Here is a 17,064-nt window from a genome sequence, read left to right as displayed (position 1 = left end):
GATTGTGCGCGGGCTTGCATCGGACGGTGCTGCGTGGGGCAGGCTGTCTCGCGCCGCCATGAGGCCTGATGATGTTTGAGCTACGGGTACTCGATGGTTCGCACCAGGGGGCCGCGTTACCGTTGTTCGGCGAGCAGTGGAGCATAGGTGCGCACCCGGACGCGGACCTCGCGCTATACGATCCGGGCATTGCCGAGCGCCATGTGCGGTTGCAATGTATTGAGCAGCGCTGGTCGGTGCAGGCCGAGGAAGGGGTGGTGCAGGATGCCGATGGCCTGATCCTGGCACAGATTGCTGACCTGGCACTCAATGCAACGTTTTCGATTGGCAAGGTTCGGCTCTGCGTCGCCCGCGCCGATCAACCCTGGCCCCAGGCGCCTGTGCGTCAAGCGCCCACACCACCGGTCGAGGCGCCTGCCACGCTGAAGCTTTCTTCTATTTCGGGATCGCAGCAGAAACGGTTGATAAGCCTCGCGGTCGTGGTTGCCGTCATCATCACGGCGCTGGGCATGGCCTCTACGGGTGAGCGTGAGGCACAGGCATCGCTGATGCCACCGATGGTCCGGAAAAACGAGCTGGGCTCGCCTTACGATGTCCGCCAGCAATTGCTGAAGATGCTTAATGAGCGCGAGTTGATCAACCGCATCAGCCTTCAGTTGGTCAACGGCCAGGTGCTGCTCGATGGCCATGTTTCCCAGGACGATGTGGAGTTGGTATCGCGCATGCTCAGCCGGTTTGGCGAACAGTTTGATACGGCGGTGCCGGTGATCAGCCGGGTCAAGCTGCGCGACTCAACGCTGCCGTTCAAGATTCTGCAGATCGTCGGCGGGCCTAACGGTCACGTGGTTCTGGAGCAGGGTAACCGGCTGTTTGTCGGCGATGAAATGGATGGCTTGCGACTGGTGCTGATCGATAACACCAAAGTGGTCTTTGACGGCCAGCAACGCTTTGAGGTGCGCTGGTGACCCAGGACCTGCAAGCCCGTCTTGAGGCCTGGGAGCAACGCCAGTCGAGTACGCTGGCCAACTTTGCGCCGGTGGCGATGCGCGGCCGTGTCCAGCGCGTCAATGGCATGTTGCTGCAATGCCGGCTGCCCCAGGCGTGCATCGGCGATCTGTGCCAGATCGAAAAGTCTGCCGGCGAATATATGCTGGCCGAGATCATCGGGTTCGACCAGCAGGACGCCGTGCTCAGTGCCCTGGGCAATCTTGAGGGCGTGCGCGTGGGGGCCAGTGTGCAACGTTTGGGCGTGCCCCATCGGGTGCGAGTCAGCGATGAATTGCTGGGCCAGGTTCTCGATGGTTTTGGGCGACCGATTGCGGGCGACGGCCCCAGCGCCTTTGTGGAGGACGACACACCCGGTGCGAGCACGGTGTTGTGTGAGGCGCCATTGCCCACCGAACGCCCCAGGATCAACCGGGCGTTGTCCACCGGCGTACGTTCGATCGATGGGCTGATCACGCTGGGAGAAGGGCAGCGCGTCGGCCTGTTCGCCGGTGCCGGTTGTGGCAAGACCACCTTGTTGGCCGAGATCGCGCGCAACGTCGAGTGTGATGTGATCGTGTTCGGGCTGATTGGGGAGCGCGGCCGTGAGTTGCGGGAATTTCTCGACCACGAACTGGATGATCAATTGCGCGCCAAGGCGGTGCTGGTGTGTGCAACCTCCGATCGCTCAAGCATGGAGCGCGCCCGCGCGGCCTTCACCGCAACAGCGCTGGCCGAAGGGTTCCGGCGCAAGGGCAAGCGGGTATTGCTGCTGATTGACTCCTTGACCCGTTTTGCCCGGGCCCAGCGTGAAATCGGCCTGGCCGCTGGCGAGCCCCTGGGCCGTGGCGGCTTGCCACCGTCGGTCTACAGCCTGATGCCGCGCCTGGTGGAGCGGGCCGGCTTGACCCGCGACGGAGTGATCACCGCCATCTACACCGTGCTGATCGAGCAGGACTCGATGAATGACCCGGTGGCGGATGAAGTGCGCTCCCTGCTCGACGGCCACATCGTGTTGTCACGCAAGCTGGCCGAGCGTGGCCATTACCCGGCGGTTGACGTATTGGCCAGCCTTTCGCGGATTTTGAGCAACGTCGCGTCCCCCGAGCATATCCAGGCCGGCACTGCCTTGCGGCGTTTGTTGTCGGCCTACCAGCAGATCGAGCTGATGCTCAAGTTGGGTGAGTACCAACCCGGCAGTGATGCCCTGACCGATCTTGCGGTGAACAGCCGCCAGGCAGTCGATGGGTTTCTGCGCCAGGACCTGCGGGAGCCCGCGCCGCTGGCGGCGACCCTGGACCAACTGATGGAGTTGACGACCGATGTCCCTTTCTGAAATCGATACCTTGCGGCGTTTGCGCAAGCATCGGGCTGACCGGGCCGAGCGTGCGTTGCGTGCGGCCAAACGGCAGCAGCAAGCGCTGCTTCTGGAAATCCAGCAGGCAGGCGATGCCCTTGAACAAACCCGGTTGGACGAAGCACGGAAAACCGCCGAGTTGTTGGGCAAGCACCAAGGCCAGGTGATCTCGTTCCGCGACATCAAGTCCTGGAATGCCGAGGAGCGCACGTTGTCCGCTGACACTCGCCGTGAAGAGGGGCAGTTACGCGAACTGCACGGTCAGCGCGACGAGCAGTTGACCCACATCGACAGCGCGCAGAAGCAGGTTACCCAATGCTTGCGCGAGGTCGAGAAACTCCAGGAGTTATCCATTTTGTTGGCGCAAGAAGAAACGACGCAGGAAGAAACATGACGCAAGTTCCAGTGAGCAAGCCAGAGCGCCCGCGTTTGCGTGAGCCTCGGGATGAACGTGAACCCGGCCCGGGGGCGATCGTGCCTTGGGAGCACGGACGGTTATTTGCCCAGCTTTTTGGCAATGATAATGAGGAAGGCGGTTACGGCTCTTCCCTGCCGGGAGCCCCCGCGTCAACCCAGGCCGCGATGATCGCGGCCATGACCGAGCAGTTGGTACCGCGGATACAGGCGGCTGTTCAGTGGCCTTTGCAGGCAGTGCTTTACCTGCCGCGCCTTGGGCGGATCAACGCCAGTGTGCGCCGCGAGCAGGGTGCCTGGAACGTTGAGCTGGACGCGGAGGACGAGCGAACTGCGCGCTGGCTGCCTGGCGTGCGCCAGCACCTTGAGGACGGGCTGGCCGGCGCGTTGTCGCAGCCTGTCAACGTGCACCTTGTGCATGTGGACCCTGCGTGATCATGCCGTTTTTAACCCTGCCGGTGGTCAGCGGGGCCAACGTCGCAGCGCGGCGCAGGCTGGGTTGCGGCTTGCGCATGGCGTTTCAGGTCGCGGGGCAGGGCGGTGAGTTGTTGATGGAGCCGGGTCGTGCCCCGGCAGGTGTCAAGCCGCTGTTTTTCGAGAGCGCCAGCGGAGTGCTGGCCTTCGCCGAACCGGGGCCGCTGTTCAGCCTGCTGGGGGAGTGCCCGGTGACACTGGCCGAGGCGGGTAACGACCCGGATTCGTGGTTTTGGGAGTTGTTCCAGCACCACCTGAGCCCGCAGGTGCGTGCGCTGTTCGGCTTCCTGCGGTTGCTGCCGGCGCCCCGGAAACTGAACTTCGGTTGTCGCTTCACGGTGACGTTGGGACCGTCCCGTGTCGTGGGTTATCTGTGGCTGACGCCAGAGAGCTTGCTGGCACTGTGCGAGGCCGGTCCCTGGCATTCGATAGCGGGGCCCTTGCCGGCTTCGTTCCAGTTGGCAGTGGCGGTGACCCTGGGGCGCCTGAGGTTGCCCATCACGCGTTTGCGCAGTGTACGGGCCGGTGACGTGGTGATGCTTGAGCAGCCCTTTTTCGATGTGCAGGGTAACGGGAACCTGCACGTCGGCAGGTACCGGCTGCACGGGTGTATTGACGATGAATCCGGGCCGTTGTGCCTGACGCTTGTTTCGATTGAGGAAACGTCCATGGACGAAGATTTTGCAACACAGGACTACTCAGGGGATGCAGGGCCTGAGTTGGATGAACCGGTAGTGGATGTTTTCGGCCACGAGCCGTTTGATGAGTTGAGCATGGCGCTGAATGTGCGTTGTGGAACCCTTGCCTTGACCCTGGGAGAACTGCGCAATCTCGCCCCCGGTGCGGTGTTGGGCATCTCCGGGTACGCGCCCGGCATGGCCGGGCTCTATTACGGTGACCGGCCTATTGGCCAGGGGCAACTGGTCGAGGTGGACGGTCGACTCGGGCTGCAGTTGTCTCGCGTGATTTTTTCCCGATGACGTTTCAGGGGATTGACCCCCTTGTCCTTGCCGTTTTCCTCGGCGCATTGTCGTTGATGCCGATGCTGTTGATCATCTGCACCTCGTTCTTGAAGATCGTGATTGTGCTGATGATCACCCGTAACGCCATTGGCGTGCAGCAGGTGCCGCCGAGCATGGCGATCAATGGAATCGCGCTGGCTGCCACACTGTTCATCATGGCGCCCGTTGGCTATCAGATTGCCCAGAACGTCAAGGCCGCGCCGGTGGACATGAGCAACGTACAAACGCTCATGGATACCGGATATGAAGCCATACAGCCGTTGCGCGCGTTCATGTTGCGCAACACCGATGCGGATGTGTTGACCCACCTGCTGGAAAACACCGCGCGCATGTGGCCGCCTGAAATGGCGCAGAGCACTCAGCGGGAAGACTTGATCCTGTTAGTCCCGGCCTTTGTGCTTTCGCAACTGCAGGCGGGGTTCGAGATCGGCTTCCTGATCTACATCCCGTTCATCGTCATCGACCTGATTGTGTCCAACCTGCTGTTGGCCCTGGGGATGCAAATGGTCTCGCCCATGACCATTTCCCTGCCGCTCAAACTGTTGTTGTTCGTGATGGTTTCCGGGTGGTCGCGGTTGCTCGACAGCCTGTTCCTTTCTTACCTCTGAGTGACCTATGGAACCGATCGTGCTGTTCAAGCAGGGCATGTTGCTGGTGGTGGTGCTGTCGGCGCCGCCGTTGATCGTGGCGGTGGTCGTTGGTGTGTTGACGTCCCTGGTGCAGGCCCTGATGCAGATACAGGACCAGACGCTGCCCTTTGGCATCAAGCTGGTGGCGGTGGGGATCACGCTGGTGATGACCGGCCGCTGGATCGGCCTGGAGCTGATCCAGCTGATCAACCTGATGTTCGACATGATTGCCCGTTCGGCATTGAACTGAGGGAACAGATTTGCTGCTTTATCTCGAATATTTGCCCAGCCTGCTGGTGGCCATGGCGCGCATTTATCCTGTCGCGATTCTGGTGCCGGCGTTTTGTTTCCAGCACATAAAAGGCATGCTTCGGCACGTCATCGTGATGGTCATGGCATTGATCCCGGCTCCCGGTATCCATGCTGCAATGGCCGGCCAGGATTACTCCGCACTGATGATCAGCGGCCTGGTACTCAAGGAAGCGGCCCTGGGGTTTTTACTGGGGACCCTGTTGGCGATGCCGTTCTGGATGTTCGAGTCGGTGGGTGCCCTGCTGGATAACCAGCGTGGCGCCTTGGCGGGCGGCCAACTCAACCCGTCGCTGGGCCCGGATGCCACCCCCATCGGCCACCTGTTCAAACAGTTGGTGATTTACCTGCTGATCGCCGTCCTGGGCCTGAGCGTGCTGACCCAGGTGATCTGGGACAGCTACCTGATCTGGCCGCCAACCGCCTGGTTGCCGCTGCCGGCAGTCAATGGGTTCAGTGTTTTCCTCGGTGTGCTCGGCGATACCTTTACCCACATGATGCTGTACGCCGCGCCGTTTATTGCGGTGCTGTTGTTTCTGGAATTCGGTTTCGCCGTGTTGGGGCTGTACAGCCCGCAACTGCAGGTTTCTACCCTGGCCACGCCGGTCAAGAGCCTGGTGGGGCTAGGTATCCTGCTGCTGTACTTCCCGCTGCTGCAGGATTTGATCGTCGAACGCATGGCGCAGTTGGCAGACCTCAAGCATTCCCTGGGACTGATGTTCGGGAGCTCGGCACCATGAGTGATTCGGGTGAGAAAAAACACGCGGCCACGCCCAAGAAACTCAAGGATCAGCGCCAGAAGGGCCAGGTCGCCCAAAGCCAGGACGTCGGCAAGCTACTGGTGTTGACCGCCCTCAGCGAAATCGCGTTGTTCACTGCCGAACCCAGTATGCAGCGCTTCCAGCAATTGATGGTGATGCCCATGTCACGTTTCGGGCAGCCCTTTGTGCGGGCGCTGGAGGAAGTGCTGACGGAAGGCTTGATCGTGTTTTTTTCCTTCGCCTTGCTGATGGCCGGGGTGGCGATCACGGTGAAGTTGATCAGCGGCTGGATGCAGTTCGGTTTCCTGTTTGCGCCGGAAAGCCTGAAGCTGAATTTCAGCCGTCTCAACCCACTCAGCCAGGTCAAGCAGATGTTCTCTGCCAAGTCAGTGATGAACCTGTTGATGGGGGTGGCCAAGGCGCTGATGCTTGGGGTGATCTTGTACGTGGTGATCGGCCCGTCATTGAGCGCCTTGATCAACCTGGCCACCAGCGACCTGCAGAGTTACATCCTCGCGTTGATCATCCTGTTCCGCCATCTGTTGCACATGTGCCTGGGTTTGCTGCTGGTGCTGGCGCTGATCGACATGGCGTTGCAGAAGCACTTCTTTGCCAAGAGCATGCGCATGACTCAGGTGGAGGTGGTCAAGGAATACAAAGATATGGAAGGCGACCCTCACGTCAAGGGGCAGCGCCGGTCGCTGGCCATGCAGCTGGCCCAGGAGGAACCCAAGGTCAAGCTGCCCAAGCTGGAAGAGTCTGACATGTTGGTGGTCAACCCGACGCACTATGCCGTCGCGCTGTACTACCGGCCGGGTAAAACGCCGCTGCCGCTGCTGGTGGATAAAGGCACGGATGCCGAGGCCCGTAAACTGATTGACCGGGCCAAGGCAGCCGATGTACCGGTGATCCAGTGTGTGTGGCTGGCGCGCATGCTGTACGAGAAAAAGCTCGGGGCGAACATTCCCCGGGAGGCGTTACAGGCGGTAGCGTTCATCTACCGCACCCTGCGTGAGCTCGACGATGAGGCCAAGCGTGAGACGCTGGAGTTGCCGGAACTTGAACAGCGTTAACGGTGGCGGTGCACGTCCAGCGCTTCCAGGTTAGCCAGTGAAAGCAGGGTGCTGATGATGTCATCCGCCGCCTCTCCATCTGCTGGCAGCGCGTGCCAGATCACCAGGGCTCCCCTGGCATCGAGATAGACAAAGTAGCCGTCAAACGCCAGCGCCTGTTCAAAACGCCGCTCCAGCACCCGTTCCAACTGTCCGGCGCTCAGCGCCCCAAGGTCAAACTGCAAAGCCAGTCCAGGTTTGTCACCGGCTTTTAAGCGGCACACGCCTATGCCAGGGCTGAGAGACAGGTGGGCGTTGTTGCCGCCCACCAGGTCATTCAGGAATACCTGGCGATGCGAAGCATCGTTGGGCAGTCCCATCATGGTGCTCACCGTTCCAGTGAAATCGTTTGATAGTCCGAACGCTCGCCGGCCGGGCCGGGTTCGACGCGCATCTGCGGTGGCCACCAGACCACCATCTTATCGGCGCCCGATTGCGGGCGTGAGCAGGAGTCGCCCTTGCACGTCGGTGTGCAACCAACGACAAGCAAGGTGATGCCGAGGAGGGTGAATAGCCGTTTCATTGCGCAGTCTTCCGGGTGGGGGTGAGCAGGGAGGGGCGGGGCACACCGATGTGTTCATCTTTGACCACAGGGCGCATGGCGATGAAGACCTCGGCTTCTTCCCCCGGCTTGAGCCAGGCATGTGGCCATACGCTGACGGCGAGGGTCTGGGAGTTGCTGCATTCTTTTTCATCGATGCGCACATTGCGATTGAACTGGTTGCGCATCACTACTACCGCCACGTTGAACTGTGGGCCGGCATACCATTGGTTGCGGTCGGTATTCATCGCCAACAGGTCGCGGGTGGAGCACAGTGTGTCGATGCCCAGGGGCATCGGTGCGGCTTTGAAGGCGCTCGGCACTTGCCCGGTGACGAGATGCGCCAGGGTGCTGGTGATGTCGCTGCGCTTGATCACAGGCGCGTGTTCGGCATAGCGCCGGGCCAAAGGTTTGAGTGCGGCCTGCAGCTCCGCCTGATCGGCCTGGGGCAGGTAACGTGATGGATCGGCCTGGTCGCCGATGACCCTCGGGGTCAGGATGAACAGCCGTTCACGGCGATTGTTCTGTCGTTCGGTCGAGGAAAACAACGTCTTGCCGAGTAACGGGATGTCCCCCAGCAAGGGGATCTTGCTGTGCTTGTCGGAGCTTTCGGTGACGTGGAAGCCGCCGACCACCAGCGAGCGTTTTTCCGCCATCACCGCTTGGGTACTGACCTTGCCGCGGCGTACGTCCGGGCCGATGCGCTCGGGGTTGGACTCATCGAAGTTACCGTCCTCGATATCCACCACCAGATGGATCTGGTGAGTGCCTCGGGTGGTGATCACCCTGGGTACCACCTGGAAACTGGTGCCAACGGTAATTGGCAGGACGGTCGCCACTTCTGTGCCGGCGGTGAGGTACTGCGTGCGGTTGAAATCAATCACGGCTGGCTGGTTTTCCAAGGTGAGGACCGACGGATTGGACACCATGGACGCCAGGCCGCGTTGCTCCAGTGCACGTATATCGGCATAGAAGCGGTCACGGTTTTCAATCGACAGTTGCGACGAGGTCCCGGGCGCCATGTTCACGCCGCCACGGAAACGACTGTTTTGAAAGCCCCAGTTGACCCCGAATTCCCGCAGTTGAGTGCGCTCGATGTCGAGGATGATTGCATCGATTTCCACCAGCTTGCGCGCCACGTCCAGCTGGGCGATCAGTTCGCGGTACATCGCCTGGCGTTCCGGCAGGTCGTAGATCAGGATGGCGTTGTTGCGCACGTCGGCCTCGACCCGGATTCTGCTGGTGGAAACCGGCGCTCGTGGCGTGAGCGACATACCGCTGTCCAGCGTGCCCGGGTTGATGGTGGGGCCAAGCATCTGCCCCAGCATCGGGTTGCCCAGCCGGGGAAAGGTTGGGGTGATGGGGGACGGTTGTGATTGGGCGTTGGGGCGCGGGCTCATCCCCGAAAGGGTTGAGGCCTGCCTGGGTTCCAACAGCCCGCGCAGCATGCTGGCGACGCCCGGGATGGTGATTTTTTCGCCGCGATAATCAATCTGGCGATCCGCCGCATTGGCAAACTTCAGCGGGTAGCTCAGCACGCTTTGTTTTTCTTCCGGGGATTTGCGCTGGCTGCTGAATTGCTTGATCTGTTCGATATAGCGTTTGGGACCGGACACCAGTACGACACCGTCGTCAGGCAATTCGCCCCAACCGAAGCGGCTATCGAGCAAGCCTATATCGGTGAGGGCCTGCTTGAGGTCGGCGATGGTCTCGGAGGAGACCTCCAGGCGTGCAGACTCTTGTTGGTCCAGGGTGCTGATATACAGCGTGTTGTTGTACAGGTACCACTGGAAGCGGTGCTCTACGCCGAGCCTGTCGAGCAACGATTGCGGGGTATTGGCGCGTATCTTGCCATTGACGTTGCCATCGAGGAGGCCGTCGATTTGCAGTTGGGTACCGAAGGTCTGGGCGAAATCTTCCAGTACATCGCGCAGGGGCTTATGCTCTGCCTCATAGGCGTAGGCGGTGTTTTTCCATTCGCTGGGGACGGCGGCCAGGGTGCTTTCCACGGGAGCCAACAGGCAGGTCAGTGCAATCAGGTAGCGCCAGTCGGCGCGTTTTGATGGAACACCAGGCAAGTCAATCTGCAAGCCGGTGCGCTTGTGGGTCTTGTTATACATGAGGGTTCTCTAATTAGTACGACAGCGAACGTAGCGAGGTGGGTTTGAGGTTTTGGGCAGGCTGCGCAAGGCGGGCGAACAGGGAGCGCCATGTGTCACGCTGGTTGAGCAGGGATTCAATGCAACCCAGCACGGAGTCCAACCCCTGCGAATCCTGAACGCTTTGAATCAGCCATAACGCACCGCTGTCAGGCTTTTGGGAAAGCGCACCCTGGAAATGATTCAGGCTGGCGGCGCCCAGGCGCATCCAGTTTTGCAAGGTCGTGTTATCTGGCCGGCTTGAGGTCAGTTGAGCCCCGAGCAACAACGCGTCTCCCTGATGTTTCAGCATGAGTTCATCATCGCCTTCAAACAGCGAGAGCTGTTCTTTACGGCTGTTCAGCCAGTGACTGACGAGCTCCTGCATTTTATTGAAAGCTGTCAAAGGTACTTTTGAGCAGCATATGCTCAACGCGGTTATGTTCCAGGTACGCCATCTGGGACACGGTGCTCTTTACTGCCAGTTCATAGAATAATTCTGCGTCTCCCCCCTCTTGCGCAGCCCCCCCGGAACTTGATTTAAAAAGCTTATGGGAGGTACTGCTGGTTCTTAAAAGTTCGCGCGACAGATCATTGAAAAGGCTCATGGGCGTTCCTTTGTTATGGGTGGGTGTGCATTGAAAAATCAATTTTTTCAGGCGTGAGTCATCAAGCGCTTATCCGGTGCTCTTGGGCCTGATTGAAAAAAAGCTCGAGCATCGAGTGCCAACTGATACGGAAATCACCCTCGTCGGTTTTCAACACAAGTGTTTGAGGGGGAATCGTCTCGTCGGCGTGAAGCTTCCAGATCGTGGCCTTGCGATTAGCGAGACACTGTTTTATCTCCTCAAGGTCATGAGGGTGGCAGAGCAGCGACGCATCGATCTCCTGGACCTGGTTCGCCAGTAATTGCTTCAACAGGGCGGCCAGCCTTTGCGGGGCTACCGTTGCGTCAAGCAGGGAGCGAATCGCCTGGTTGGTGATTGATGTTGCGTACTGCTCCAGGCTGTCGCACATGGCTTGGCGGTCACGTTCCCATCGCTTGAATTGGGCATCCGCGCGCTGCCAGACTTCCAGCGAGGCCTTCTCCAGCAGCGCTTCGCATTTCTTCTCTGTCTGGGCTATCAGTTCATCGGCCTGCGCATTGGCGCGACTGATGAGCTGGCTGGCTTGCTCCCAGGTCGCGAGTTCCTCTCGGGGGATCAGGCTGCGTGGCAACCCTGGTTTGTCCTTGAGCAACTCAATGGTGTACTGACATAGCATCGTTGTGTTCCTTACCCGTTCGAGTCAGGGGGCATAGGGTCGTTTTCCGGTGTCGTCACACGCCAGACGACGGCTTGCCATAGCATGTTCAGTCGGCTGCTGGCGTTCTCGAGTGAGGCGTTGTTCTGCTCAACCTTGTGTACGCGCTCACGGGGGAACCTTAGTCGAAGGCGCTGCCAGGTCTCGGGCCCGGTCCAGCTGTGGAGCAGTTGCAACGGATCCGCACCAGGCGACAGCATGGCGGGGGGCAGAGCCTTGGAAAGACGCGTGCACCACAGGTGCTGACTGTCGCTCAAAGGCGCTGTGGCGTCAGGGTTGAACGTGTAGTGAACCAGTGTCAGCGCCAGGTCGAGCTGTTCCGTCGAGGCCAAAACCAGGCGAAGCACGGTGGGATCCGGTGCTGGCGGCAAGCAGGCTGCAATACCCGTGAGGTCGTCCGGTGCTGACCGACCGATGCGATACAGCGCGTTAATCGCAGGGTACTTGCCATCCTTCCAGTCCCGGAGGGCGTGCTTCCAGGGAAATGCCCACCATTGAGCCCAGGCCAGATGTTCGCTCAAGGGCTGATCAGGTCTAGGCGTCATGAGTTGGGCCGGCCAATTCGGCTGTCACGGGCGGCCCTTGCACAAGACGCTGGCGCCTGTTGTTTAGAAACAGGGCGCCAATCACGGTCAACATCAAGGCGAGCAGGGAGATGAGAAGGCTGCCTCGCCAAAACCCGAGATCATCGCCGGGGACCAGAAAAGGGCCGAAATACACCAGGCGTTGCGGATCCTGGTAAGCGGTAGCAGGCACGAATATCACGGTCAGTTTTTGCGGGTTGTCCACCGCGGTGGTCATGCCCGGAATGCTGCTCGCGACCATCCTGCGAACCCGTGCGCGAATGTTGTCGGGATCCAGGCGCGGATCATGCTTGATGAATACGGATGCGGATGCGGGTTGGACAGGCTCTCCCGGTGCGATGCGTTCGGGCAGTACCACGTGCACTCGGGCTACGATGACGCCGTCAATGTTGGACAGTGTGGCCTCAAGCTCCTGGGACAAGGCATAGATGTAGCGTGCCCGCTCTTCCAGCGGAGTTGAAATAACCCCCTCCTTGCGAAACGTATCGCCCAGTGTGGTCCGCGCCACTTTGGGTAGCCCGGCGGCTTCCAGTGTGCGCACTGCGCGTCCGATATCGATAGCGTTAACCGCTACGACGACACCGTCTTTGGCCGGAATCTTCTGGGCACGAATATGCTTGTCCGCCAACTCGGCGATCACTTCATTAGCCTCTTGCTCAGAGAGCTGGCGATGAAGTTCAACGCGGTCGCCGCAACCGGTCAACATAAATGCCACCGTCAGAAGTAAAGCGACAGGCAGGGATCGGGTCATGTTCACTATTGCAAGTTGCAAATTTTGTCGATGCATTGGGTTGCCTTGCCAAGGCTCTTGGTCAGCAACTGGGAAGTGAGCGTCGTGTGAGACAGTTCCCGTGGGTATTTTCTGAGTGTGTCTGCGTCCAGGCCGTTGGTTGAAGCTTTCAACGCTCGCGCGAGGCGGCTTTTCGCCGCAGTGAGGTGGTTCGATGTCTCCGTCAGCATCGTCGATACACTGTTGTTAACGGAGGCAGCTGACCTCGCTGTTGAGGGCTCGAGCATTGACGTGAAAAAGGCAACATCTGTCGTGGACGCTGAAGGTTCTCGCGCGCTGTTGGCACCTTCTCGGCGATTAGAAAGTGTTGAAGGGGCAAATGCTTCTATCTGCATATAAGGCCTGCTGCGTGAGTGTGTGAAACCATTTGCTAATAATGGCTGATGCCGAATTTTCTGCTTCAGCGCATAGGACTGCCTCCCCGGCAGATGAGCAGGGGAGGCCGTTGTGTTACGAACGGATCTCTTTAGCTGCGGCGTATAAACCCGAGATCATTTTTGCTTTTAAACTTTCTTGGAAAGTTGCTTCGGCAACGGCTTCTGCTCGATCAGACGCAGAAGTACTGCCACCACTACCAGCATCCGTTCCGTTGTTAAGGGTATTCTCCAATGGAGAAAAAGCGTTGCTGACGGCATTGTAGGATCCAACACTTGACATATTTAAACTCCAGGTTCTTCAATCGTTAGTCGTTGGTTTTTTGGTCGTGATCAGTGATACGGGTTCCGTGCTTCTCGCATTTTGTAATCACGCTACGACTGTGTGGTCGATACGACTAAAGCGTTCCAGCGTTTTTTAGATTTTTCCAAATGTTTGGCTGTTACGCAGTGGGTGCCTGGAGAGTGACGATGCCCAGTTGTTTAATCCTGTAATACAGCGTGCGCCTTGCAACCCCCAGTTCAGCCGCCACAGTGTCCACACAGTGGTGATGGCGGCTCAGCGATTCCTGAATCAGTGCTTTTTCAATGTGTCGCAGACGTGCCTTCAGGCCTGTCTGGGTATCCTGTTGTTCGCTTATCGGGGTTGCAATCGGTGGCAGACCCAGCACAAACCGCTTGGCGGTCGAACGCAGTTCGCGAACATTTCCCAGCCAGGGGTGGCAGAGCAACCGGTGCAGCAGTGCGCTGGATGGGGCAGGGAAGGTGCACTTGAAGTGCTCTGCCTCTTGTTGAATCATGTTCAAGAACAATGGAATGATCTGCTCACGGCGTTCGCGCAGGGGCGGGAGCCGGATATCGACAACGTTCAGCCGAAAGTACAGGTCGCGCCTGAAGGCCCCTTGTTCGACCATCTCCTCCAGTGATTGCTGTGCGGAGGCGATCACTCGCATGTCCACCGGGATAAAACGAGTGGAGCCCAGACGCTCAACGCCCCGGCACTCCAGTGCTCGCAGCAACTTGGCCTGCAGGTTGAGGGGCATGCTGTCAATTTCGTCGAGGTACAAGGTGCCCAGGTGGGCGGCTTCGACAAACCCGGCCCGTGATTGCATCGCACCGGTATAGGCACCGCTGTTGACACCAAACAGTTGGCTTTCAGCCAGGCTTTCCGGGATCGCCGCGCAGTTGACGGCAACAAAGTTTCCCTTTCTTCCGGATAACAGATGTATGCGTTGTGCCAACGTATCTTTACCTGTCCCTGTTTCACCCAGCAGTAGCATATCGATATTAAGTGCGGCCGTGTTCTGAACAGTAGCCTCGATCGCTGGGCATTCGGTAAGTGGTGCATCTGTAACATACTTAGGGTGATAGGAAAGCGACATATTGCTATTGCTCCAATATTGGATCGCATCACTATTTTCAGACTATTTGAGTCCATTCGAATACAGAGAAGTAAACCGGAAATTGTTTATTTTGTCACCTTGGTCAAGAAATGTCGGAGGGGTATTTAAATCTATAGTTCAAGAGGCTGATCAAAGTTCAAGTGTTTCTATGCTGTTATTTTCTTTTTGTTTGAAGGATAAATCCTAAAGACGGCTTGTCTTTTTATGGAGGGGGGTGAGTTGCTGTTGGGGGGTGGGGGGAATCGGCGTTTTGAGTGTTTTATATTTTTAATATATAAAGTTAATTAATGTGTCGTGATGCTTTTTTGTTAAGTTTGGAAGTGAGCGCCCACAAAAAAGCCGATGCACTGCATCGGCTTTTTGTTTTGCGGCATAGGCCGCAGGTGACGCTTAGACGTTGAAACGGAAGTGCATCACGTCGCCATCCTTGACGATGTATTCCTTGCCTTCCAGGCGCCATTTACCGGCTTCCTTGGCACCGGCTTCACCCTTGAACTGGATGAAGTCGTTGTAGGCGATGACTTCGGCGCGGATAAAGCCTTTTTCGAAGTCGGTGTGGATCACGCCAGCCGCTTGCGGGGCAGTGGCACCGACCTTGACGGTCCAGGCGCGGACTTCTTCAACACCGGCGGTGAAGTAGGTCTGCAGGTGCAGCATTTCGTAGCCGGCGCGGATCACGCGGTTCAGGCCAGGCTCTTCCAGGCCCAGGGCCTCGAGGAACATGTCCTTCTCTTCGCCGTCTTCCAGCTCGGCGATTTCCGCTTCGATCTTGTTGCACACCGGTACAACGATCGCGCCTTCTTCTTCGGCAATGGCCAGGACCACGTCCAGCAGCGGGTTGTTTTCGAAACCGTCTTCAGCCACGTTGGCGATGTACATCACAGGCTTGGTGGTCAGCAGGTGGAAGCCCTTGATCACCGCTTTTTCGTCGGTGCTCATGCTCTTCATCAGGCTGCGTGCCGGCTTGCCCAGGGTGAAGTGAGCAATCAACTGCTCCAGCAAGGCTTTCTGGACCACTGCGTCCTTGTCGCCGCCCTTGGCGTTGCGCGTGACCTTTTGCAGTTGCTTCTCGCAGCTGTCGAGGTCGGCGAAGATCAGTTCCAGGTCGATGATCTCGATGTCGCGTTTCGGGTCGACGCTGTTGGAGACGTGAATCACGTTCTCGTCTTCAAAGCAGCGGACCACGTGAGCGATGGCATCGGTCTCACGGATGTTGGCGAGGAACTTGTTGCCCAGGCCTTCACCTTTCGACGCGCCGGCTACCAGGCCTGCGATGTCGACGAACTCCATGGTGGTCGGCAGGATGCGCTTTGGATTCACGATGGCCGCCAGGGCGTCCAGGCGTGTATCGGGCATCGGCACGATACCGGTGTTCGGTTCGATGGTGCAGAAGGGGAAGTTCTCCGCCGCAATGCCGGATTTGGTCAGGGCGTTGAACAGGGTGGACTTGCCGACGTTAGGTAGGCCGACGATGCCGCAATTGAATCCCATGGTGTTTCCCCTCGGGTAAAGAGTCAGGCCTTCTGGCTGTGCAGGTTTTTCATCGCGCGGTTCCATTCACCGGCGAAGATATCCGGCAGCACGCCGAGGGCAAAATCGATGCTGGCATCGAGTTTTTCCTGTTCGGCGCGTGGCGCACGACCCAGGACGAAATTTGAAACCATACTGGCAACGCCCGGGTGGCCAATGCCAAGCCGCAAGCGGTAGAACGTATTCTGATTGCCCAACTGCGCGATGATGTCCCGCAGGCCATTATGCCCGCCATGGCCGCCGCCTTGCTTGAGCTTGGCAACGCCGGGTGGCAGGTCAAGTTCGTCATGGGCCACCAGGATTTCTTCGGGTTTGATCCGGAAGAAGCCCGCAAGCGCCGCGACAGCCTGGCCGCTGCGGTTCATGTAGGTGGTGGGAATCAACAGACGAACATCCTGACCCTGATGCGAAAAGCGCCCGGTCAGGCCGAAATATTTGCGATCGGCCACAAGATTGACGCCTTGGGCGTGGGCGATACGCTCAACAAAAAGGGCCCCCGCGTTATGCCGGGTCTGTTCGTATTCGGCGCCTGGATTTCCCAGGCCAACGATCAGTTTAATGGCAGTCACGACAGGGGCCCTTCCTTTGGAGTTGTGGATAACATCGCCGTTGGTGCGGCGAAAGTGGACGACAAACGCTTATCAACCGTTAGAGGCCAACCTCGCATTCTCGCCCGCTTTCTCGCTACGTTCCGGTCCGCGATGTTTCCTCAAGCTCCGGCATTACAGAGTGAATTACTCTGCAGCGCCTTCTTCAGCTTCTGGTGCAACGCGTGGAGCGTGTACGTTTGCAACAGCTTTGTCATCACCGTGAGCCAGTGCAACAAACTCAACGCCTTTAGGGGCTTTGAGGTCGGACAGGTGGATGATGTCGCCGATTTCAGCAGCCGACAGGTCGACTTCGATGAACTCAGGCAGGTCTTTCGGCAGGCAGGTCACTTCGATCTCGGCTACAACGTGCGAGATTTCGCCGCCTTTCTTGATCGGAGCAGCTTCGCCAACGAAGTGCACAGGCACGATAGCGGTCAGTTTCTGACCGGCTACTACGCGAACGAAGTCAGCGTGCAGCACGTGGCCTTTAGCTGGGTGACGTTGCAGTGCCTTGATGATGACGTTCTGCTTGGAACCACCAACGTTCAGCTCGATGATGTGGCTGTAAGCCGCGTCGTTTTCGAGCAGTTTGGCGATTTCTTTAGCCAGCATGCTGATGGATTCAGGGGCTTTTTCGCCACCGTAAACTACAGCTGGAACCAGGCTTGCGAGACGACGCAGGCGGCGGCTCGCACCTTTCCCCAGGTCGGAACGCAGTTCAGCATTCAAAGTAAAATCGTTCATGTTGTA

The 17,064-nt window shown here is 58.6% G+C and carries 23 protein-coding genes; 9 read left to right on the top strand and 14 right to left on the bottom strand.

The genetic code is table 11. The features are described from left to right. The first annotated feature begins 71 nt into the window (after positions 1-71). From V3W39_RS16165 to sctU, 9 genes are read left to right on the top strand one after another with little or no spacing between them, the layout of a single operon-like run. Positions 72-965 carry an FHA domain-containing protein gene (locus V3W39_RS16165; protein WP_177048235.1) on the top strand — a complete coding sequence of 298 codons (894 nt, stop codon included), beginning with the start codon at positions 72-74 and terminating at the stop codon, positions 963-965. Next, a complete protein-coding gene (locus V3W39_RS16160) occupies positions 962-2,320 on the top strand; it encodes a FliI/YscN family ATPase (RefSeq protein ID WP_177048219.1) in 1,359 nt (452 codons plus the stop codon). Before V3W39_RS16165 ends, V3W39_RS16160 begins: the two co-directional genes overlap by 4 nt. Next, entirely contained in the window at positions 2,307-2,735 is a 429-nt protein-coding gene (gene sctO, locus V3W39_RS16155; RefSeq protein WP_177048217.1) for a type III secretion system stalk subunit SctO, read from the top strand. Before V3W39_RS16160 ends, sctO begins: the two co-directional genes overlap by 14 nt. Continuing rightward, entirely contained in the window at positions 2,732-3,190 is a 459-nt protein-coding gene (locus tag V3W39_RS16150) for a type III secretion system HrpP C-terminal domain-containing protein (RefSeq protein ID WP_259197522.1), read from the top strand. The genes sctO and V3W39_RS16150 overlap by 4 nt, the downstream gene beginning before the upstream one ends. Beyond that, on the top strand, positions 3,187-4,209 hold the full coding sequence (locus tag V3W39_RS16145; protein ID WP_330212953.1) for a FliM/FliN family flagellar motor switch protein: 1,023 nt from the start codon (positions 3,187-3,189) through the stop codon (positions 4,207-4,209). Before V3W39_RS16150 ends, V3W39_RS16145 begins: the two co-directional genes overlap by 4 nt. Continuing rightward, positions 4,206-4,859 (top strand): type III secretion system export apparatus subunit SctR, encoded by a 654-nt coding sequence (gene sctR / locus V3W39_RS16140; protein WP_177048211.1) that lies wholly within the window; start codon positions 4,206-4,208, stop codon positions 4,857-4,859. Before V3W39_RS16145 ends, sctR begins: the two co-directional genes overlap by 4 nt. Before the next feature lie 7 nt (positions 4,860-4,866). Next, positions 4,867-5,130: a type III secretion system export apparatus subunit SctS gene (gene sctS / locus V3W39_RS16135; RefSeq protein WP_177048209.1), complete on the top strand. Its 264-nt coding sequence runs from the start codon at positions 4,867-4,869 to the stop codon at positions 5,128-5,130. A gap of 10 nt (positions 5,131-5,140) precedes the next feature. Beyond that, entirely contained in the window at positions 5,141-5,929 is a 789-nt protein-coding gene (gene sctT, locus V3W39_RS16130; RefSeq protein ID WP_177077134.1) for a type III secretion system export apparatus subunit SctT, read from the top strand. Next, a complete protein-coding gene (sctU, locus tag V3W39_RS16125; RefSeq protein WP_177048205.1) occupies positions 5,926-7,023 on the top strand; it encodes a type III secretion system export apparatus subunit SctU in 1,098 nt (365 codons plus the stop codon). The genes sctT and sctU overlap by 4 nt, the downstream gene beginning before the upstream one ends. Here sctU and V3W39_RS16120 read toward each other — a convergent pair. The 14 genes from V3W39_RS16120 to V3W39_RS16055 all read right to left on the bottom strand — a co-directional run bounded on the left by V3W39_RS16120 (position 7,020) and on the right by V3W39_RS16055 (position 17,058). Beyond that, on the bottom strand, positions 7,020-7,382 hold the full coding sequence (locus V3W39_RS16120; RefSeq protein WP_177077194.1) for a transcriptional regulator: 363 nt from the start codon (positions 7,380-7,382) through the stop codon (positions 7,020-7,022). The two genes, sctU and V3W39_RS16120, sit on opposite strands and share 4 nt — an antisense overlap. An 8-nt stretch (positions 7,383-7,390) precedes the next feature. Next, complete coding sequence (gene hrpT / locus V3W39_RS16115) at positions 7,391-7,585, bottom strand: HrpT family type III secretion system protein (RefSeq protein ID WP_177048203.1); 195 nt, start codon at positions 7,583-7,585, stop codon at positions 7,391-7,393. Next, positions 7,582-9,723, bottom strand: a complete 2,142-nt coding sequence (gene sctC, locus V3W39_RS16110) for a type III secretion system outer membrane ring subunit SctC (protein ID WP_177048201.1) — start codon at positions 9,721-9,723, stop codon at positions 7,582-7,584. The genes hrpT and sctC overlap by 4 nt, the downstream gene beginning before the upstream one ends. Before the next feature lie 13 nt (positions 9,724-9,736). Next, entirely contained in the window at positions 9,737-10,174 is a 438-nt protein-coding gene (locus tag V3W39_RS16105; RefSeq protein ID WP_310503546.1) for a type III secretion protein, read from the bottom strand. Further along, positions 10,131-10,349 (bottom strand): hypothetical protein, encoded by a 219-nt coding sequence (locus tag V3W39_RS16100; protein WP_259197519.1) that lies wholly within the window; start codon positions 10,347-10,349, stop codon positions 10,131-10,133. The genes V3W39_RS16105 and V3W39_RS16100 overlap by 44 nt, the downstream gene beginning before the upstream one ends. A gap of 61 nt (positions 10,350-10,410) precedes the next feature. Further along, positions 10,411-11,004 (bottom strand): type III secretion system stator protein SctL, encoded by a 594-nt coding sequence (sctL, locus tag V3W39_RS16095; protein WP_330212952.1) that lies wholly within the window; start codon positions 11,002-11,004, stop codon positions 10,411-10,413. Between the two features lie 11 nt (positions 11,005-11,015). Then, complete coding sequence (locus V3W39_RS16090; protein WP_259197518.1) at positions 11,016-11,564, bottom strand: type III secretion protein; 549 nt, start codon at positions 11,562-11,564, stop codon at positions 11,016-11,018. Between the two features lie 13 nt (positions 11,565-11,577). Next, complete coding sequence (sctJ, locus tag V3W39_RS16085) at positions 11,578-12,378, bottom strand: type III secretion system inner membrane ring lipoprotein SctJ (RefSeq protein ID WP_330212969.1); 801 nt, start codon at positions 12,376-12,378, stop codon at positions 11,578-11,580. Between the two features lie 5 nt (positions 12,379-12,383). Further along, positions 12,384-12,644, bottom strand: a complete 261-nt coding sequence (locus V3W39_RS16080) for an EscI/YscI/HrpB family type III secretion system inner rod protein (protein ID WP_259197547.1) — start codon at positions 12,642-12,644, stop codon at positions 12,384-12,386. A gap of 223 nt (positions 12,645-12,867) precedes the next feature. Next, on the bottom strand, positions 12,868-13,074 hold the full coding sequence (locus V3W39_RS16075) for a hypothetical protein (RefSeq protein WP_177048191.1): 207 nt from the start codon (positions 13,072-13,074) through the stop codon (positions 12,868-12,870). Positions 13,075-13,234: 160 nt separating this feature from the next. Then, the gene (locus V3W39_RS16070; RefSeq protein ID WP_177048189.1) at positions 13,235-14,173 is read right to left on the bottom strand and encodes a sigma 54-interacting transcriptional regulator; all 939 of its coding nucleotides are present in this window, start codon (positions 14,171-14,173) and stop codon (positions 13,235-13,237) included. 411 nt (positions 14,174-14,584) lie between these two features. Beyond that, on the bottom strand, positions 14,585-15,685 hold the full coding sequence (gene ychF, locus V3W39_RS16065; protein ID WP_076014965.1) for a redox-regulated ATPase YchF: 1,101 nt from the start codon (positions 15,683-15,685) through the stop codon (positions 14,585-14,587). Between the two features lie 23 nt (positions 15,686-15,708). After that, positions 15,709-16,293: an aminoacyl-tRNA hydrolase gene (gene pth, locus V3W39_RS16060; protein WP_003208389.1), complete on the bottom strand. Its 585-nt coding sequence runs from the start codon at positions 16,291-16,293 to the stop codon at positions 15,709-15,711. 165 nt (positions 16,294-16,458) lie between these two features. Then, on the bottom strand, positions 16,459-17,058 hold the full coding sequence (locus V3W39_RS16055) for a 50S ribosomal protein L25/general stress protein Ctc (protein ID WP_177048187.1): 600 nt from the start codon (positions 17,056-17,058) through the stop codon (positions 16,459-16,461). Positions 17,059-17,064 lie beyond the last annotated feature (6 nt).

The sequence above is a fragment of the Pseudomonas sp. Z18(2022) genome, assembly GCF_036346535.1.
In the GTDB taxonomy this organism is placed as follows: domain Bacteria; phylum Pseudomonadota; class Gammaproteobacteria; order Pseudomonadales; family Pseudomonadaceae; genus Aquipseudomonas; species Aquipseudomonas yamanorum_A.
The sequence above is the reverse complement of the archived record's forward strand: the minus strand, read 5'-3'. Positions and strand labels throughout refer to the sequence as shown.

What these genes read in the sequence shown, in the direction of transcription:
- V3W39_RS16165 (WP_177048235.1), top strand. Translation starts at nt 72, where the DNA reads ATGTTTGAGCTACGGGTACTCGATGGTTCGCACCAGGGGGCCGCGTTA.
- sctO (WP_177048217.1), top strand. Translation starts at nt 2,307, where the DNA reads ATGTCCCTTTCTGAAATCGATACCTTGCGGCGTTTGCGCAAGCATCGG.
- V3W39_RS16150 (WP_259197522.1), top strand. Translation starts at nt 2,732, where the DNA reads ATGACGCAAGTTCCAGTGAGCAAGCCAGAGCGCCCGCGTTTGCGTGAG.
- sctR (WP_177048211.1), top strand. Translation starts at nt 4,206, where the DNA reads ATGACGTTTCAGGGGATTGACCCCCTTGTCCTTGCCGTTTTCCTCGGC.
- sctS (WP_177048209.1), top strand. Translation starts at nt 4,867, where the DNA reads ATGGAACCGATCGTGCTGTTCAAGCAGGGCATGTTGCTGGTGGTGGTG.
- sctU (WP_177048205.1), top strand. Translation starts at nt 5,926, where the DNA reads ATGAGTGATTCGGGTGAGAAAAAACACGCGGCCACGCCCAAGAAACTC.
- V3W39_RS16120 (WP_177077194.1), bottom strand. Translation starts at nt 7,382, where the DNA reads ATGGGACTGCCCAACGATGCTTCGCATCGCCAGGTATTCCTGAATGAC.
- hrpT (WP_177048203.1), bottom strand. Translation starts at nt 7,585, where the DNA reads ATGAAACGGCTATTCACCCTCCTCGGCATCACCTTGCTTGTCGTTGGT.
- sctC (WP_177048201.1), bottom strand. Translation starts at nt 9,723, where the DNA reads ATGTATAACAAGACCCACAAGCGCACCGGCTTGCAGATTGACTTGCCT.
- V3W39_RS16100 (WP_259197519.1), bottom strand. Translation starts at nt 10,349, where the DNA reads ATGAGCCTTTTCAATGATCTGTCGCGCGAACTTTTAAGAACCAGCAGT.
- sctL (WP_330212952.1), bottom strand. Translation starts at nt 11,004, where the DNA reads ATGCTATGTCAGTACACCATTGAGTTGCTCAAGGACAAACCAGGGTTG.
- sctJ (WP_330212969.1), bottom strand. Translation starts at nt 12,378, where the DNA reads ATGACCCGATCCCTGCCTGTCGCTTTACTTCTGACGGTGGCATTTATG.
- V3W39_RS16080 (WP_259197547.1), bottom strand. Translation starts at nt 12,644, where the DNA reads ATGCTCGAGCCCTCAACAGCGAGGTCAGCTGCCTCCGTTAACAACAGT.
- V3W39_RS16075 (WP_177048191.1), bottom strand. Translation starts at nt 13,074, where the DNA reads ATGTCAAGTGTTGGATCCTACAATGCCGTCAGCAACGCTTTTTCTCCA.
- V3W39_RS16070 (WP_177048189.1), bottom strand. Translation starts at nt 14,173, where the DNA reads ATGTCGCTTTCCTATCACCCTAAGTATGTTACAGATGCACCACTTACC.
- ychF (WP_076014965.1), bottom strand. Translation starts at nt 15,685, where the DNA reads ATGGGATTCAATTGCGGCATCGTCGGCCTACCTAACGTCGGCAAGTCC.
- V3W39_RS16055 (WP_177048187.1), bottom strand. Translation starts at nt 17,058, where the DNA reads ATGAACGATTTTACTTTGAATGCTGAACTGCGTTCCGACCTGGGGAAA.